16 protein-coding genes and 1 pseudogene are annotated in these 16,793 nt (G+C 41.9%); 11 read left to right on the top strand and 6 right to left on the bottom strand.

Annotated features, from left to right (window positions below; genetic code table 11):
• Positions 1-441 precede the first annotated feature (441 nt).
• A pseudogene (locus tag ACFPRA_RS17385) lies at positions 442-1,798 on the top strand (IS3 family transposase).
• Between the two features lie 69 nt (positions 1,799-1,867).
• On the opposite strand, the gene ACFPRA_RS17380 reads toward ACFPRA_RS17385, so the two are convergent.
• The 3 genes from ACFPRA_RS17380 to ACFPRA_RS17370 all read right to left on the bottom strand — a co-directional run bounded on the left by ACFPRA_RS17380 (position 1,868) and on the right by ACFPRA_RS17370 (position 3,647).
• Positions 1,868-2,104: a YkuS family protein gene (locus ACFPRA_RS17380; protein ID WP_381437482.1), complete on the bottom strand. Its 237-nt coding sequence runs from the start codon at positions 2,102-2,104 to the stop codon at positions 1,868-1,870.
• Positions 2,105-2,193: 89 nt separating this feature from the next.
• Positions 2,194-2,637, bottom strand: a complete 444-nt coding sequence (locus ACFPRA_RS17375) for a YusW family protein (protein ID WP_381437480.1) — start codon at positions 2,635-2,637, stop codon at positions 2,194-2,196.
• Between the two features lie 104 nt (positions 2,638-2,741).
• On the bottom strand, positions 2,742-3,647 hold the full coding sequence (locus tag ACFPRA_RS17370) for an AEC family transporter (RefSeq protein WP_381437478.1): 906 nt from the start codon (positions 3,645-3,647) through the stop codon (positions 2,742-2,744).
• 425 nt (positions 3,648-4,072) lie between these two features.
• Here ACFPRA_RS17370 and ACFPRA_RS17365 point away from each other — a divergent pair, with 425 nt between their 5' ends.
• The gene (locus tag ACFPRA_RS17365; protein WP_381437476.1) at positions 4,073-4,870 is read left to right on the top strand and encodes an ABC transporter ATP-binding protein; all 798 of its coding nucleotides are present in this window, start codon (positions 4,073-4,075) and stop codon (positions 4,868-4,870) included.
• Positions 4,871-5,020: 150 nt separating this feature from the next.
• The gene (locus tag ACFPRA_RS17360; RefSeq protein ID WP_381437603.1) at positions 5,021-5,518 is read left to right on the top strand and encodes a DUF420 domain-containing protein; all 498 of its coding nucleotides are present in this window, start codon (positions 5,021-5,023) and stop codon (positions 5,516-5,518) included.
• Between the two features lie 69 nt (positions 5,519-5,587).
• Here the strand turns inward: ACFPRA_RS17360 and ACFPRA_RS17355 are convergent, their stop codons facing one another.
• On the bottom strand, positions 5,588-6,304 hold the full coding sequence (locus ACFPRA_RS17355) for a 3-ketoacyl-ACP reductase (protein WP_381437473.1): 717 nt from the start codon (positions 6,302-6,304) through the stop codon (positions 5,588-5,590).
• A gap of 230 nt (positions 6,305-6,534) precedes the next feature.
• Between ACFPRA_RS17355 and ACFPRA_RS17350 the strand changes: the two genes are divergently transcribed.
• The 3 genes from ACFPRA_RS17350 to ACFPRA_RS17340 all read left to right on the top strand — a co-directional run bounded on the left by ACFPRA_RS17350 (position 6,535) and on the right by ACFPRA_RS17340 (position 9,979).
• Entirely contained in the window at positions 6,535-7,221 is a 687-nt protein-coding gene (locus ACFPRA_RS17350) for a response regulator transcription factor (protein ID WP_381437471.1), read from the top strand.
• A gap of 4 nt (positions 7,222-7,225) precedes the next feature.
• Positions 7,226-8,704, top strand: coding sequence for a sensor histidine kinase (locus ACFPRA_RS17345; RefSeq protein ID WP_381437469.1), 1,479 nt, complete (start codon positions 7,226-7,228; stop codon positions 8,702-8,704).
• 174 nt (positions 8,705-8,878) lie between these two features.
• Positions 8,879-9,979 carry a TolB-like translocation protein gene (locus ACFPRA_RS17340; RefSeq protein ID WP_381437467.1) on the top strand — a complete coding sequence of 367 codons (1,101 nt, stop codon included), beginning with the start codon at positions 8,879-8,881 and terminating at the stop codon, positions 9,977-9,979.
• Positions 9,980-10,149: 170 nt separating this feature from the next.
• On the opposite strand, the gene ACFPRA_RS17335 is transcribed toward ACFPRA_RS17340, so the two are convergent.
• Together ACFPRA_RS17335 and ACFPRA_RS17330 are read right to left on the bottom strand one after the other, a co-directional pair.
• Positions 10,150-10,878 (bottom strand): polysaccharide deacetylase family protein, encoded by a 729-nt coding sequence (locus tag ACFPRA_RS17335; RefSeq protein WP_381437465.1) that lies wholly within the window; start codon positions 10,876-10,878, stop codon positions 10,150-10,152.
• Between the two features lie 195 nt (positions 10,879-11,073).
• The gene (locus tag ACFPRA_RS17330) at positions 11,074-11,838 is read right to left on the bottom strand and encodes a DUF2935 domain-containing protein (RefSeq protein ID WP_381437463.1); all 765 of its coding nucleotides are present in this window, start codon (positions 11,836-11,838) and stop codon (positions 11,074-11,076) included.
• Positions 11,839-11,974: 136 nt separating this feature from the next.
• Between ACFPRA_RS17330 and ACFPRA_RS17325 the strand changes: the two genes are divergently transcribed.
• The 5 genes from ACFPRA_RS17325 to ACFPRA_RS17305 all read left to right on the top strand — a co-directional run bounded on the left by ACFPRA_RS17325 (position 11,975) and on the right by ACFPRA_RS17305 (position 16,528).
• Positions 11,975-12,193, top strand: a complete 219-nt coding sequence (locus tag ACFPRA_RS17325; RefSeq protein WP_381437460.1) for a spore coat associated protein CotJA — start codon at positions 11,975-11,977, stop codon at positions 12,191-12,193.
• Positions 12,190-12,483: a spore coat protein CotJB gene (locus ACFPRA_RS17320; RefSeq protein ID WP_381437458.1), complete on the top strand. Its 294-nt coding sequence runs from the start codon at positions 12,190-12,192 to the stop codon at positions 12,481-12,483. Before ACFPRA_RS17325 ends, ACFPRA_RS17320 begins: the two co-directional genes overlap by 4 nt.
• Positions 12,484-12,498: 15 nt before the next feature.
• The gene (locus ACFPRA_RS17315) at positions 12,499-13,068 is read left to right on the top strand and encodes a manganese catalase family protein (RefSeq protein WP_381437456.1); all 570 of its coding nucleotides are present in this window, start codon (positions 12,499-12,501) and stop codon (positions 13,066-13,068) included.
• Positions 13,069-13,173: 105 nt separating this feature from the next.
• A complete protein-coding gene (locus tag ACFPRA_RS17310) occupies positions 13,174-15,024 on the top strand; it encodes an SLC13 family permease (protein WP_381437454.1) in 1,851 nt (616 codons plus the stop codon).
• Positions 15,025-15,055: 31 nt separating this feature from the next.
• Positions 15,056-16,528: a helix-turn-helix domain-containing protein gene (locus ACFPRA_RS17305; RefSeq protein WP_381437451.1), complete on the top strand. Its 1,473-nt coding sequence runs from the start codon at positions 15,056-15,058 to the stop codon at positions 16,526-16,528.
• Positions 16,529-16,793: the final 265 nt, after the last annotated feature.

Genomic DNA, 16,793 nt, shown 5'->3' with positions numbered 1-16,793 from the left:
CTGTTTTATTGACTGCAAATCCTATTTCTAAAACTAAAAACGACTAGTTACACCAAGGGATTGGGGGAGATATTAGACTGTGAAAAATGAGTAATAAAATGATTAAATTCGATTGTTTTAACTTGTTTCAGCAGAAGTCCCCCACTTTCATGAGTGGTGGGATGAATGCTAGACATGCATTCAATTCAGTAGGGGTTCATACCCCGGCTGAATCAAGTTAAAGCCTCCGGCGGATGTCACAGATTTTGAAAGGAGTCAATTGCACTTATCTAAGTGCCTTAATTTCTGCAAAAATGCAGAAATTAAGGCAAATCGAACCCTTTGCTGTTCGATTCACGTCCATTAAAGTGAAAGATTAAATCCGCTAAAGAAAAAGCAGCATCTTTTCTGAACTGCCCCGTAAAAGTTAGACACTAATCTAATTTTTATGGGTTTTTTTTTATGGCAAAATTAACAGTTGAACAAAGAATCCAAGCGGTTAAACGATATGTAAATGGACATGAATCCATGAATGAAATTGCGAAAGACATTGGCATTACCCTGCAGGTTATCAGTGCCTGGGTTCGCCTTTATCAAGAAAATGGTATAGAGGCATTCTCAAAATCCTATACAAACTATTCTGCTGAGTAAAAAATGAGTGTACTAAATTATATGAACGAAACAGGTACATCTTCAATCGACACAGCTGCTATTTTTAACATTTCATCTTCAGGCATGATTCGAAATTGGAAGAAGAAGTTTGAAATTGGTGGTTATGATGCCCTTGTTTCTAAGAAAAAGGGGCGACCATCCATGAAAAAAGACACAAAAAAACAACGAAACCTGCACCTGCTGAAGGGTCTGTAGAAGAACTTGAAGCACGTATTAAGCACCTGGAAATGGAGAATGCATATTTAAAAAAGTTAAATACTTTAGTTCAAATGAAAGAAAAATTACCAACCAAATCAAAGTGCAAGTGATTTATGAACTAAAGGAAATCTATGAAGTGGTGGAATTAATCAAAGTCGCTGATATTCCACGTAGTACATATTATTACTGGGAAAAGCGTTTAAGCCGTGCTGATAAATACTCCAATGTGAAGGCTGCTATTCAGTCCATTTATCATGAACATAAAGGACGTTGTGGGTATCGCCGGGTTGCTAAAGAATTAAAGAAATATGGCTTCTATCATGATCTGAAAACAATTAATAAATTGATAAATGCCATGGGCATTAAATGCGAAGTAAGAATGAAAAAATACCGTTCGTATAAAGGTAATGTCGGGAAAATAGTGCCGAACATTTTACAACGTGATTTTACAGCGGAAAACATGATTGAGAAATGGGTAACAGATGTGACAGAATTTCATTTATTTGGTGAGAAACATTATTTATCGCCAGTACTAGATTTGTGTAACGGTGAAATAATCGCCTACACGGTAATGAGTCGTCCGGAGTATAAATTAGTTGATGATATGTTAAAACAAGCATTGACACGTCTTCAACCAGGTGATCAAGTCATTCTTCATTCTGACCAAGGTTGGCACTATCAAATGAAACAATATCAACGAACATTAAAACAACATAAGATTAAACAGAGTATGTCCCGTGAGGGCAATTGTTTGGATAATGCAGTCATAGAAAATTTCTTTGGCTTATTAAAATCTGAGCTACTTTATCTACAAGAATTTGATAGTATGGAGCATTTTGAGAAGGAACTGGCAGAGTATATTTACTATTATAATAACAGACGTATGAAGGCAAAATTAAAAGACCTAAGCCCGGTGGAATACCGAACTCAGGTCCTTGAAGCAGCCTAAATACATATGTCTAACTTTCTTGGGTCAGATCATTTCGATGCTGCTTCCGTTGTGTGCTTATCATTTTGTTTACATTTGATTGACGCGTGTTTCAACGGCATCGACCACATCTCCGATAGACATGCCTTTCATGCTGACGACGGGAAAATCGAATTCGTCATTATTTCCTTCGTTGATGGCTCTGACGACGCCGATATCAAAGCCTGAAACATTTTCATCTGTGTTGAACATCTGCACTTCATGTCCTTTTTGTTCCAAAGCCGCCTTAACGTCTTCAAATGGTTGTTCCACTGCAATTTTTGCCACAGTAAATTCCCTCCACTCATTGAGAAATATGCATGCTATCATAATATTGCCCAAAATGGAGAAATTATATCAGAAACTTCATTCTGATTTTACTTTGTCATCATCATTTCCTTTGTATCGTAACCTTTGAATTTAATTGTTAATTTTAGCGTGGTGTAATCGATGACTTCGAATGCTTCGGAAGCTTTTTTTACCATGTCTTCGGCGTCCATATCGGGTTCGATGGATAGGTCATTGAAAATTTTATCGAGTTTTTCCATTGCTGCGTTACCGTGTAAGTATAGGTCTTCGATTTTGTTTTCGTATTCGGCCTCTGTTTTGTCACGTTTTTCATCGTAATTGGCTGTCAGTGCTTGTTTCATTTCTTTCGTATCAATGGCTACATTGAATTGAGTGAAGCCATATGTTTCGCCAAGGGATTCTTCAGACGTTTCGGAAGGCGGGTTGGTCACAAGATTTTGGTTGGTGCAAGCGCTTATGACAAGCATAGCTGTAAACAATGTAAAGATATGTATGGTTCGTATACTTTTCAAGGCGATCGTCCTTTCCACAAGTCCGCTATCTTCAATTTAACCGAAGAGGAGCGGAGTTATACGGAGAAAGGAAATGTTGCGATGACGGCCCGTTTATGAAATTGTTATACACCAAGAAACAGTAGCACGACAGGTATTGTGAGGATACTGATAAGCGTCGTGACAAAAGTGGTGAACGATACAAGATCAGGCTCTGTTCCGAATTGCAGTGCGAACATTGTCGTATTAGCAGCTGCAGGCATCGAGGATTGAAGAATGATCACCGCTTTTAATAGATCATTGATCGGCATGAAATAGACAATTGCGACGGCGAGTAACGGCGATAGTGCCATTCGAATGACCGAGACGGCAGTCACGTAGCGGTAAGCCACTCTTTTTTTGGCAATGACAGCAAGTTGCATCCCGAGGACAAGCATGACGGTCGGAATTGATGCATCTGCAACAAGACTGATCCCTTCCATTAAAGTATTTGGAACGTGCACGTGCAGCAATTGAAGGGCAAGGCCTAAAAAAGCCGCATAGATGAGCGGCATACGGATCACGCGTTGAAATGATTCACGCCATGTCGCTTTTTCTTCTCCTCCTAATGATGCAAAAAAGATGCCAACGGTGTTCATTAGCAATGATTGGAGCACCATCATAATGACTGCGTAGTCAAATCCGACGGCCCCGAAAGCGAAAAGGACGACGGGTGCCCCGTAATTTCCACTATTCATGAACACGCCGCCAAGAATCATTGCAGAACGTTCAGGGCGTGTTGCCTTCATGGCAAGTGAAGTGAGCCAAACGATGAGGAGCAGAACAATTGTCAAAATTAAACTGAAGAGAACGATATAAAAATAGTCCATCGTTAATTCATTCGAATAAAATGTGCGGAATGCCAAAAAAGGTGACATTAAATAAAGAGCAGCTGTCGAAATCGACTTAATATCGAATCCGATCAGTTTTTGTCCCATATACCCGATGAAGAAAATGATAAAGACGGGTAATAGAATCATAATTAAATCCATTGGTATTCATCCCTATTCACAAGACTTTTAACTTGCTTCAGCAGAAGCTCTTGCACTTTTACTAGTGGCGGTGTTTATGCTAGACATGCACTCAATTCAGTGAGGTTTAAACTATGCTGAATCAAGTTAATGCCTCCGGCGGATGTCACGGATTTTGAAAGGAGTTAATTGCGCTTATCTAAGTGCCTTAATTTCTGCAAAAAACGCAGAAATTAAGGCAAATCGAACCCTTCGCTGTTCAATTCGCAATTCAAAAGCCGGACGCAATTACGCCGAGGCGTAATTGATATAAGTATAGCAGAAATTTACTGAATTCAGGAAAAGAATTTCGGGTTTCGAATTGAAAAAATTGCGTAATTCACTTACAGTTATTTAAAGGAATTATAGTGTGAATCTTGCAAATCTACATATGAGGGGGATTTATCATGAATGATATTGTTTCATTAAAGAATGTTGCATTCCGAAGAGGGGAGAATGAAATTTTACAGGGCATTGATTGGCGTATACAGCCTGATGAGCATTGGGGAATCCTCGGTTTGAACGGTTCGGGAAAGACATCGTTGCTCAATATTGTATCGGGATATCATTTTCCGTCAAGTGGTGAAGTGGAGGTGCTCGGTAATCTGTTCGGCAAAACCAATTTACCGGAGTTGCGGAAAAAAATCGGGTTTGTCAGCAGTTCCTTAGATCGTTTTGCGGATTTCTTTAACAAGGAAAAAGTGGAGCGGGTGATCGTGAGTGGGAAATTTGCGAGTTTTGGTATTTATGAGCAAGTGGCACCCGAGGATTGGGAGAAGGCGGATCATTTACTGGAGAGCTTGCGATTGTCTTATTTAAAAGGGAAGCCCTACCACCTATTGTCGGAAGGGGAAAAGCGGCGTGTATTGATTGCTCGTGCATTAATGAGTGATCCGAAGATGCTCATTTTGGATGAGCCTTGTTCCGGTCTGGATATTTTATCACGCGAACAATTTCTCGGTGTGTTGGAAGAAGTAGTTGGAAGTAAATGTCATATTATTTACGTTACCCATCATATTGAAGAACTGGTAAAAGAGATTACTCATGTGTTGCTTCTAAAAGATGGGGAAATTGTTGCCAAAGGTCCGAAAGAAGACGTATTGAAGCCGGAATTGTTGTCCGAAACATATAAGGTTCCCGTTACGGTGCGTTGGGAACAGAATCGTCCATGGCTTGCAGTTAAGGAAGAAACGACAATCCGATAAGATGTTCACAAAAAAGTGCTCAATTTTGGGGCACTTTTTTGTATATTGCTATACAATTAAAGGAGGCATAATTGATTTGAAAGTGAAGTGAATGTTTTGAAGAATATTGGAGGTACGGCAAAGCCGTTTCAAAAACGGAATTATAGACCGATGATTATTGCATTATCTGTCATCTTGATTGGGGCGATAGGTGTGTTGTCCGGTTTGCCGGGCGTTGAGGATTTCGATTTATTTGATGTGACGATTTTACCGTTGATCAATGCCATTTTGAATAGCTTTACGTTTGTGTTTTTACTGGCTGCACTTATCGCGATTGTGAAACGCAACGTTACAGTCCATCGCCGTTTCATTTACGCGGCGTTTACGACAACGTCCCTTTTTCTTGTTACATATGTGGCGTTCCATTATCTATCGCCGTCAACGCCTTATGGTGGAGAAGGTTTTATGGCGGGATTCTATTATTTTGTGTTAATTACCCATATCCTTCTGGCGGCGGCAATTGTTCCGCTTGCATTGACGACTGTGGCCCGCGCTTGGAATATGGAAAATGAGCGTCATAAGAAAATTGCCCGCTGGACGATGCCGATTTGGCTGTATGTCAGCTTTACAGGTGTGTTGGTCTATATTTTAATATCGCCTTATTATTGAGCGAAGGCGTAGGGATTACAAAAGGTGCCCAACTTGTCGGAAAGAAGACGAGTTGGACACCTTTTTCAGTTAAGGATTTGTTGACCACAGTCCTGCTGATTTTACGAGGATGCGTGGGTGTAGTTTCAATTGTGAGACCATCACTTCTGCGAGGTCTTCCGGTTGCATCACTTTGTCCGGGTTGCCGTCTGTCAGATTTTCAGCGAAAGCCAAATCCGTAGCAACCGTACTTGGCGTCAAGGCGCTGACACGGATATTGTGCTTTCTCACTTCCAACATGAGAGACTCTGTTAGACCGAGCAGACCGAATTTTGATGCACTGTAAGCGCTTGTGACAGGTGCGCCTTTTTGTCCTGCTGTGGAGGAAATGTTTATGATATCGCCGGTTTCCCGTTCGATCATTTCCGGCAATACCGCTCTTGTTACATAATAGACACCCATCAAGTTAATATCGATAATGTTTTTGAATTCTTCCGGAGAAAGTTCAAGAAACTTCCCGAACTTGCCGACGCCTGCGTTGTTGATGAGGATATCGATCGGTCCGAGTTCGGATTTGATATGTTCGACCGCCGCGATGACGGATTCATTATCCGCTACATCAGCAGTCGCCATCGTTACATTCACGCCGTATTCTTCCAGTTCTTTTGCTACCGCTTCAAGGTTAGCAGCCGTTCTTCCAAGAAGTCCGATATTGATGCCTTCTTTGGCGAATGCGATGGCAGTTGCGCGGCCGATTCCTTTGCCCGCTCCTGTAATCAATGCGTTTTTACCAGTTAAATTTTGCATGTAATGTCTCCTTTTTCTTACACATTTACTAGAGCAAGTATATCAAAAGGGGCCCCGGTGGCATAAGGAAATGCTTTTGGCTGGGAACTCAAACCGCGGCTAAGTCATGAAGGTTCCTTAATTTCTGCAAAGACCGAAGAAATACGGCAAATCGAACCCTTCGCTGTTCGATTCGCAACAACTTGGCAATAAGTTTTTAGTAGAATAAAAGGAAGTAAGGAGTGGAATTTATGGCGAAGGATGAAACGATTTTAATAATAGAAGATGAGGAATCGATTATGGATATATTGGCTTATGCTTTGCGAAAAGAGGGCTATCGTGTAAACGGTGCGGCTACTGGGCAAGAGGGGGTGCGATTATTCGAAGGGATTGGTCCGGATCTGGTCATTTTGGATGTTATGTTGCCAGATATGGATGGATTTGATATTTGTAAGAAGTTGACGGCCATGAGCAATGTCCCAGTTCTGATGCTTACTGCACGGGATGATATTGTGGATAAAGTGCTCGGACTTGAACTGGGCGCGGATGATTATATGACGAAACCGTTCGATGTACGGGAAATCATTGCTCGTATTAAAGTACTTCTTCGTCGTCAAGGTCGCACGGTGGCTTCAACGTCATTGGCCATCAACGACCGGATACGGATTGAACCCCGTTCTCACACGGTATTAAAAGATAATGAAATCGTCGTATTTAAACCGAAGGAATATGACTTGTTGCTGTTTTTTGTACAACATAAAAATCAAGTATTCTCCCGTGAAGAGATTCTCGATAGCGTTTGGGATTTTGATTATGTTGGTGATTTACGGACAGTCGATGTCCACGTGCAGCGGGTCAGAAAAAAGCTGGATGATGCTATGCTTCCTTCGATTATTGAAACGGTATTTGGTGTCGGTTATAAGATGAGGGGGAATTGAGCGGATGAGATGGACGATCCAACGGAAATTCATTGTCGGCTATTTCATTTTATTCACATTGGCTGCATTCATTGTCGATCGGGTGATGAAGGACTCGTTGGAAGCAAATAGTACGGTCATGATTACAAATGAAGTGACGAAACTTCAGCATACGACAAGAGAGCATATTAAACAATTTGCATTGATCCATCCTCCAGAGCAGGATCTGTTCAAAGAGTATGGCGGCGTGATTGCGCAAGAATTAAGCAAGCTCCATGGACAAAACGTGGCTTTGTATGATCGGGATGGTCTTTTTTTGTATGAAGCGATTGCGATTGATGAACGGATACTAGTCGAAAATCAAACGTTCCAAAACAATTTGAATGCCAACTCAAATGAGGAGCTGAAAGCAGCTTTCAGCAATAAAGCGGCATTTACACGTGTTGATGTGCCGGGCGGCAATTTGGTTTATTTTGCGTATCCAGTCTATTTGCATGACCAATTATATGGCGTTTTCCGCTTCACAGGGGATTATACAAATTTATTTGCGGCGAATAAGACGATTTTACATAGTTTTCGCGTGCTCATTATTTGCTTATTTGTAGGGGTATTTTTACTGTCTTCTTTATTGACGAGCCGGATGATCAAGCCATTACGACGATTGACGGCTGCGACGAAAAAAGTGGCGGCAGGAGATTATAGCGTTGAGGTGCAGGTGGAAACAAGGGATGAGCTGGAAGAATTAGCGACAAGCTTCAATGAAATGCAACAGCATATCAAACGACAAATCGAGACGATTGAACAGGAAAAAGAAAAAGTTGTTCAGGCGGAGAAGAGCAGAACATCCTTTTTTAATAATGTGACGCATGAGTTAAAAACGCCCCTTGCCACGATTTCAGGCTATGCCCAAATTATCGGGGAGGAAGACTTTGATGATCCCGTATTTCTACGGAAAGCAACCGAAAAAATCCGTTTGGAAAGCGACCGTCTCAATCGGATGGTCATTGAATTGATTGAGCTATCGAAGAGGGATGCAGTACCTTTTTTAAAGAAGCAAGAAACGGTTCATATGCTTCCATTTATCGAATCGATTTCTGAAGATATGACGTTGAAAGCGCACAAACGGCAGATGACAATTGATGTGCAAGGAGAAGACTTTATTGTCTGTGGAAATCGGGACGAGCTCAGACGAGTCTTTCTCAATGTGCTTGATAATGCGATGAAATATGGAGTGACAGGAACGCGGATAGCGGTAAGCATCATGGCTGGAATGGTAACAGTGACGAATGTCTGTGATCCCGTACCTCGTCAGATCGCTTTGCATGCATTTGAGCCGTTTATTCATACAAAAGGAGAGGGGAATAGCGGTCTCGGTTTGTATATTTGTAAACAAATTATCGAGCAACATAACGGGACAATTGCTTTTGAAGACGAAAATGGACAAGTGACGCTTTCCATCTTTCTTCCTCGTCTAGGCTCCGGGCGCCAGATGCTCGGGTCATAAGCCATGTTGGCTATGAGGCAAAAACCGCCTCTTCGCCAACCTGTCTTATACCTGTCACATCTAAGCAGGCGCCCTTCGCTTTTGTTCGTCGGCAACAAGATGGCAATAATTGCTGAAAGGTTGGCAATAGGTGATGTGTATGCTTGGATTGTACGCAAAAAGGAGGAATTGATGATGAAGGGAAAACGGAAAGGACTTGCTTTCCTTGTTGCAGTCAGCATATTGGCAGCAGGTTGTTCAACACATGGGAACGCGCAAATCCAAGAAACGGTCATTGTGAATGAAGACGTTCAGCTTGAAAGTTCGTTGGCGGATAGTAATTTGGAGGTGTCACGGCAACAAGATATTGAGATCGGGCGAAATATTACGAACCAAAAATTCCATAAAGTGATTTATGGGGAGAAAATTTATTTTAATGAAGAGGGAAAGTTTTACTCTTTGGATTTCAAGACTGGGGAAGAAAAGAAACTTGCGGATCAAGAAGTTAGGGAGATTTCAGGTAACGGAAATTGGGCGTTAGCTTATGAAGAAGGGAAAATTTTCATTCATAATTTAAAAAACGGCAAGGTGCAATTACTTGAAAATGGATCACCGGAGGATTCGCGTTTTGTTGGAGACGAAGTTGCTTATTTCGATTACAATACACATACATTGAGCCTTATCAGTATTGAAAAAAATGAAACGGCTATATGGGACTTGAGCAAGTATGAAGATGCTACGATATCCTCTATTAAAAAAACGGGAGATGACGTCTATATCGCTGCTCGTAGTGAAGAGAACGGATACGGTGTCTATCAACTAACGGATCAAGGGCAAATAAATACGGTTGCAAATTTCGGAGGCGAAGATACCCAGTTTAATGATTTCGATCTTTTACAAGATGGGTCTCTGCTTTTTAACGGAACATATGATGGGAAAACGGGGATCTATTATTGGGACAAAACAACAAATGGAGTCCAACAACTTGTGTCGGGAGGCAAGGACAGCGAAGGCATATGGGTACCATTTTATAACCTATCTCCTGACGAAAGTAAAATCATGTTCGATATGCCTGTGCAAATTGAAGGTGATTTCAAAACAAATGTCTATATGGCAGAAATAGCAGATGGTCAACTAACCAATAGCGTAAGAATCATGGAGAATACCGATGATCTATATGCGGTCATTTCATTATCAGGACATTGGAGCGAGGATTCCAAAACGGCTTATATAACCACTTCGAAGGATAACCATGAGCGTGTTGGAGATATTGCCGTTTTTCAGTTGAAGGAATAGGTTGAAAGGCCTTAGTTGCAATCAAATCATAGTTAAGTGCAACCAAATCTTACTTGAGCGCAAGGAAATATCATGTGAATGCAATAAAAACCTGGAAAAAGGATAAAAAAGTGGAGATGCAAGAGCCAAGTGGCGGGTTCTTGCATCTTTTTGTTCGGTTCGTACAAAATTTATTTATTCACTTGCGCTTCACTGCGATTCAGAAGCTCAGATACCGTCACAAATTCATACCCCTGTTTTTTAAGTTCCGGTATTATTTCTTTGAGTGCTTCCACCGTTTGGGAACGGTCGCCACCTGCATCATGGAAGAGGATGATGTTACCAGGAGTAGTACCTGATAAAACTTTATTGATGATTTTTTTGGTTCCTGGCCTTTTCCAATCTTCTGTATCTTGATGCCATGACCACATGACCACCTTATAGCCGCTTTCAACAGCCGTATTAATAGTATGTTCATTATAATTCCCACCCACAGGACGATATAACGCCGGATAAATGCCTGTAATGCTGTGGATTAGTTTGTTAGTCTTTTCCAATTCCATCTTCAGTTGGTCGATTGAGCTTGAAAAAGGATGCGTATACGTATGATTGGCGATTTCATGACCGTCTTCGATTTCCCGGAGAATAATCTCTGGATGCTTTTCAGCCCGTTCGCCGACGACAAAAAATGTCGCTTTTGCATCGTATAACGAAAGCAAATCTAAAATTTGAGGTGTATAAGTGGAATGAGGACCATCATCAAAGGTAAGCGCAATGACTTTATCTTCTGTCTTGATTTCCCAAAGAACAAAACCCTTTTTTTCGTAATAAGGTCTTCCTTTTTCCGTTGCAAAAGAAGCGAGAGCAAAGGAAAAAAACAGGATAATGACCAGACTTGTTTTTAATCCCGGAAATTTCACGACGATATCCTCCTTGCTTTCCGTGTCTAACGATCATTAATTTAGTGTTTGACAAATACATCGATTTATACAGGGGATACTTTCTTGAATAATGTTCTTACTATATAAAAGACGTAAAATTAAAAAGACCAGACTTACCGACAATTTAGCGCTGTCGGAAAATCCGATACTTTTTGTTTGAAATATCTAATTGCTTTACTGTGTTGATTCAGCCAGCTTCAACAAATAATAACTTTCCTCGCGCGCCATATGGTCGGCCATTAATGGGGTCAATGTGCCAAGCGATTCTTTTTTCAGTCCCATTTCCTCCAATTCACGCAAAAAGGTTTTAAATAATGCCATTTCCAATTGAATATCGTCATGAAACTTGTTTAATGCAGGAAACTTCATGACATTTGTCCGTAGGAACCCTGCAAGCTCCACTGCCTTTAAATAAAAGTCTTCCCATTCCTTTGTGAAACCCCGACTTTCTCCTTTTAACTGTTTTTCCACTCGATCGAGATTTGCGTCTATGGCTCCCGCATGACCTGCCGCGTCCAATAACCATAGCAAATCATGATGGAGCGGGTGAACAGACGGAGGTTTTTGTCCATTTTCCAAATAGGAAAACAGGCGGATGGCCTCTTCGACTTCATTGACCATATGGTTAATGAATGTAGGAGTAAGGGAAATGTGAATGGTACCGACTAATTGTTCTTTGATCAAATGCAATTTGAAATTCCGTATTTCTTCACTAGTCTTTTTTGCTTGTTGTAGAAGTGAAAGAAGTTGCTGTTCGTTGAGCGGCTCTTTTGAAATTGCAAATGCTTCTTCAAACCATTTCTTGAAGGAATTTGCTGTTTGGATGTTTTCTCGTTCATTCGGGGCTAATGAGTCGTGGATAAACTGACTATGATTTTCTAGTATTTGAAGCCAAAAATGAAGTTCATACAGCGCTACCTCTTGGAATGATTTAACCAATAAATGACCTCCTTTTCTAACAATCAGCATATGAGGGTATCTGCCTGTTTATGAAGCCTAATAGAATGCATAAAATTACCCAATTGGTATCAAAGACAGAATCTCCACATAAGCTATTTCAAGGAGTGATGAAAAATTGGAGCGTCCGCAATTTAGGGGAAGTTACAGACCGTATGTTTCCCCACTTGATCCATGTCCGCCCATCTTGGTGAAGACGTTTGTATTGCCACCTCAAATTTTTATGAATTTTCAACCACCGGGTCTTCCGCAAAATACTCCTGCAGAGGCACTTCGGCAAGGTTCGCTTTGGCCTGCACTAGTGGATGGATTTTCCCGTGAGGAGGGGATATCGTGAAGTCGTTTGAAGAAGGGCAACAAATGGCTGCGTTTGAAGAAGAGCGCCGCATGATGGAACTTGTACAACAAGCGGATTTCGTTGTGGTTGAGCTCACACTCTATACGAACACGCATCCGAATGATGAAGAGGCTTTGCAGCAATGGCGTGAAGCGATTAAAAAAGCCGCTCAAGTACGCCGTCAATACGAAAATCGATATGGCCCCTTATCGCTCGCATCCGTTCCAACCGAAAAAGCACTTGAAATCGGTTGGCGCTGGAATCAAACCCCATGGCCATGGCAACGATAAGGAGGGTAAATTAGCATGTGGGTCTACGAAAAAAAGCTTTTATATCCTGTTGAAGTGAGTACATGTAATCCGAAACTTGCCAAATTCCTAATGGAGCAATATGGAGGTGCAGATGGAGAACTTGCAGCTGCACTCCGTTATATGAACCAACGTTATACCGTTCCTGATAAAGTGATTGGAGTCCTGAATGATATTGCGACAGAAGAGTTTTCACATCTTGAAATGCTTGCAACGATGATTTATAAATTGACGAAAGACGCTACTCCTGAACAATTAGTTGAAGCAGGACTGGGTGCGCACTTTGTGAATCATGGTCATGACCTCTTTTATGAAAATGCGAGCGGTGTACCATTCACGGCTACGTATATCCAAGCAAAAGGAGATCCAATTGCGGACCTGTATGAAGATATTGCAGCGGAAGAAAAGGCGCGTGCAACGTACCAATGGCTGATAGATGTCTCAGATGACCCATTGATCAATGATTCCCTCAAGTTTTTACGTGAACGTGAAAATGTTCACTCGTTACGCTTCAGGGAATCGGTTGAAATCTTAAAAGAAGAGCGGGATCGTAAAAAGATCTTTTAAAATGTATTGAAAAAATGAATAAACCTAAAAAGCGCTCTCCCCAAAAGAGCGCTTTTTTGCATGTTGGTATACAATCTAGATAGTAAATAGATTGAAAGGATACGGATGAATGTGCAACTGATTATTACATTTATCATTTTGGCATTTAGCATCATTTTATTTATGAGCAATCGGGTCCGTGCGGATCTTGTCGCTGTGCTCGCATTATTGATGTTAGTGTTGACGGGAGTGTTGGATGCATCGGAAGCGCTTGTCGGCTTTTCGAACTCCGTCGTTATTATGATTGCCGGCTTATTTATTGTCGGGGCGGGAATTTTGCGGACAGGGCTTGCTCAAATGGCAGGCAATGTGCTCCTTCGTTCGTCTGGGGATAGTGAGAAAAAATTATTTATTTTATTGCTAGTGATCGTCGCTTTTGTCGGAGCATTTATGAGTAATACTGGGACTGTCGCTTTGATGCTACCGATTGTCGTTAGTGTAGCCATTAGCATGAAAAGCAGTCCGGCAAAGTTTTTAATACCTTTATCTTATATGGCCAGTTTTTCTGGCTTATTGACGTTGATTGCTTCACCACCGAACTTGATTGTCAGTCAGAATTTGGTAGATCATGGTTTTGAAAAGCTTGGTTTTTTTGAAATTACGCCAATCGGGGTGATCGGTGTCATTGTTGGCATCATTTATTTGTATGCCGTGCGAAATATATTGCTTCCGCATGGAGAAAGGAAAAACAGTTCGAAAGACGAGCATCGGCTATCGCCGAAACAGCTTGTTGCCGATTACCAATTAGGCGGTCAATTGTTTCGGGTCACTGTACCGGAAGAATCCCCGATGATTGGGAAAAGGCTCGCCCAACTTAAGCTGCCGGGAAAGTATCAAGTCTATATTTTGAAAGTGGAACGTAAATCTTCAGAAGGTATGAAGTTATTGCCGATGACCTATCAGGAAATGGCTGGACCGAATAGCATTGTGCAGGCGAAAGATATTTTACATATACAAGGTTCACTGGACAATATGGAAAAGTTGGTTATAGATTTTGCGCTCGTGCTGATAGAAGGGGATGCAGAAGCGGACGAACTTGTGTCGAAGCAACTGGGCATGGCGGAAGTATTATTGACACCACATTCCAGCCTGATCAATGAGACCGTAAGAAGCGTCAGTTTTAGGGAAAAATACAATTTAAATATTCTTGGGATCAATCGTCGCGGGGAATATGTCGTAAAAGAAATGTCCAAAGAGCGACTTCGTTTTGGCGATGCGCTATTAGTGCAAGGCTCTTGGGATGAAATTGAATTGCTTGCTCGGGAAACGAGTGACGTGGTCGTTGTTGGACAGCCGAAAGAGCATGCGAGTATGGCTGCTGCGAATGGCAAAGCCCCTATCGCTGGTGGTATCATGTTGCTGATGGTCGCCCTGATGATTTTGGAAGTATTTCCGGCTGTCATCTCTGTTTCCATCGGTGCGGTACTGATGATTGTAACGGGATGCGTGCGGAATATGGACGATGCTTATAGCAAAATCAATTGGGAGAGCATTGTGCTCATCGCAGCCATGTTACCGATGGCGACGGCTCTTGAAAAAACGGGTGGCATGGTCATGCTTTCGGAAGGGATTATTCAAATGCTTGGTGGATTGGGAGCCATAGGGGTTCTTGCAGGCATTTACTTTATTACAATGGTATTTGGTCAGTTTATTAGCAATACGGCAACGGCCGTTTTGTTTGCCCCGATCGCGATGAATGCCGCCATCAGTTTAGATGCCAGCCCGTATACGTTTTTAATCGCTGTAGCGGTCGCTTCAGGGATGGCTTTTGCTACACCTGTTGCTTCCCCGACCAATGCACTTGTCATGACAGCGGGAGGTTATCGCTTCTTTGACTTTGTGAAGATCGGGGTACCTTTGCAGCTGGTGATGTTCGTCGTTATGATGATTGCGATACCGATTTTCTTTCCACTATAAGTGAACTATTCATAAAAGTGATGTGATTGACATGCAAATCCATTTAGTCGCAAAGGACAGATTAGAAGCGGAAGGCATTCGATGGATTGTCGAGAGCCATTTGTCTGGTTCGGTGATGACGACGTTTGCTTCATTGGAAGAATACATTCAACAAGTGGATAAAAATAGTCCGGACTTATTGTTGTTGGATATGGATGGGTGGACTTCTGAAAATAATAGGCTTGAGGAGCAATTGCAACAAGCCAATTTTCGTTGGATCGGGATTTCCTCTGAACGGATCTTTCAAACGGCCTACCGTGGATTGCGATTTCATGCGGAAGATGTGTTGTTTCGCCCGTTTTCTCCAACGGATTTAATTAAGCAAATTCAACAGGTCCGTTATCAGCTGCGGAATGCACAGCGACAGCACGCGATGAAGGTGAGTAGCGAATTGACGGGTGATTCTATCGACTATGCCGATTTGTTCTTTTTGGAACGTGAACGAGCAGAGTCAATGACGATGGCTGCCTTTTTACCGAAACACTCATCGATGCTGCCTTTAATTTATGATGAACTCCAACGATTTCCATTTACGAAGCAGCATCAGTTTTTCGCACTGACGGATTTTATTCTTTGCGTTCATGAAACGCAGGACAAAGTTTTTTTTCAAGAGGAATATCGGACATTCCTCGGTCAATGGAAAGAGCGTGTCGGGGAGCCGCTAGCAATTGTTTATCATGAAAGCGCAGCAGTTCAATCGATCAAAGAAACGTTTGAACAGACGAAACAGAGGACGGAAGAAATCTTTTTTGAAGGCTATGATATTATTCTATCGAATAACCAACAAGTATATTGGCTGCCAATGGATCCCTTTCTTACACCGCTTGAACAGCGGGAATGGATTGAAATGTTGGAGACGCGAGATGTGAAAAGAATCCGTCATTGGGTGGAAAAAGAGTTTTTGACGTATCAAAGACCGTATCCCGATCCCGAAATGGTCCGCATCCGCATGACGAGTGTCCTCGCGCAAATTCGTCGCTATATGAAATCGTATCAATTGCAAACAGATGAATGGGAATCCGCTTATTATGCGGTGTTTCAACAAATTGTTCAAAGTCCGATCATTTATGAAATGGTGCAAGACTTGCTTGCGTTTACAATTCGGCTATTTTCGGATGAAACGGCAAATGTACATTTAAGGAATGGCGAACAATCGCTTGTTGAAAAAACGAGGGCTTTAATTGAAGCGAATTATTGGGATGCCGGGTGGGGATTGGCCAACTGCGCCGAGGCGTTGCGCATTAACAAAAGTACATTAAGTCGTAGATTTGCGGCGGAATCTGATCAACCTTTCCGTGTCGTGTTGCACCGTGTACGAATTGAAGAAGCGAAAAGATTGCTTCAGGAAACGGACCTGTCCCTCGAGGAGATTTCCCGTTTAGTCGGATATGTCCATCAAAGTTATTTCTCCGCTAAGTTCAAGCAAATTGAAAATTGTACGCCGTTCGCCTACCGAATGCGCTGAGATGTCAAACACCATCTTTCAATGAAAGATGGTGTTTTGTTATAAGGAAGTGAATCGTGCGCTCAAAGATTGCTCTGGGAGCTCATAAACGTGTTCCCGCGCTCAAAGATTGCTCTGGGAGCTCATAAACGTGTTCCCGCGCTCAAAGATTGCTCTGGGAGCTCATAAACGTGTTCCCGCGCTCAAAGATTTCTCTAGGCGCTCAAAACCATGTCCCCACGCTCAAAACCCAAACCATACCTTATTTCTAATTCAAGTCAAAAAT

The organism is Sporosarcina soli (assembly GCF_042655805.1).
In the GTDB taxonomy this organism is placed as follows: domain Bacteria; phylum Bacillota; class Bacilli; order Bacillales_A; family Planococcaceae; genus Sporosarcina; species Sporosarcina soli.
Note: the sequence above shows the minus strand (reverse complement) of the source record. Positions and strands in the feature narration are given on the sequence as shown.

Coding starts and splice junctions, on each gene's coding strand:
- ACFPRA_RS17370 (WP_381437478.1), bottom strand. CDS start 3,647: ATGGATTTAATTATGATTCTATTACCCGTCTTTATCATTTTCTTCATC.
- ACFPRA_RS17365 (WP_381437476.1), top strand. CDS start 4,073: ATGAATGATATTGTTTCATTAAAGAATGTTGCATTCCGAAGAGGGGAG.
- ACFPRA_RS17360 (WP_381437603.1), top strand. CDS start 5,021: ATGATTATTGCATTATCTGTCATCTTGATTGGGGCGATAGGTGTGTTG.
- ACFPRA_RS17355 (WP_381437473.1), bottom strand. CDS start 6,304: ATGCAAAATTTAACTGGTAAAAACGCATTGATTACAGGAGCGGGCAAA.
- ACFPRA_RS17350 (WP_381437471.1), top strand. CDS start 6,535: ATGGCGAAGGATGAAACGATTTTAATAATAGAAGATGAGGAATCGATT.
- ACFPRA_RS17345 (WP_381437469.1), top strand. CDS start 7,226: ATGAGATGGACGATCCAACGGAAATTCATTGTCGGCTATTTCATTTTA.
- ACFPRA_RS17340 (WP_381437467.1), top strand. CDS start 8,879: ATGAAGGGAAAACGGAAAGGACTTGCTTTCCTTGTTGCAGTCAGCATA.
- ACFPRA_RS17315 (WP_381437456.1), top strand. CDS start 12,499: ATGTGGGTCTACGAAAAAAAGCTTTTATATCCTGTTGAAGTGAGTACA.
- ACFPRA_RS17310 (WP_381437454.1), top strand. CDS start 13,174: ATGAATGTGCAACTGATTATTACATTTATCATTTTGGCATTTAGCATC.
- ACFPRA_RS17305 (WP_381437451.1), top strand. CDS start 15,056: ATGCAAATCCATTTAGTCGCAAAGGACAGATTAGAAGCGGAAGGCATT.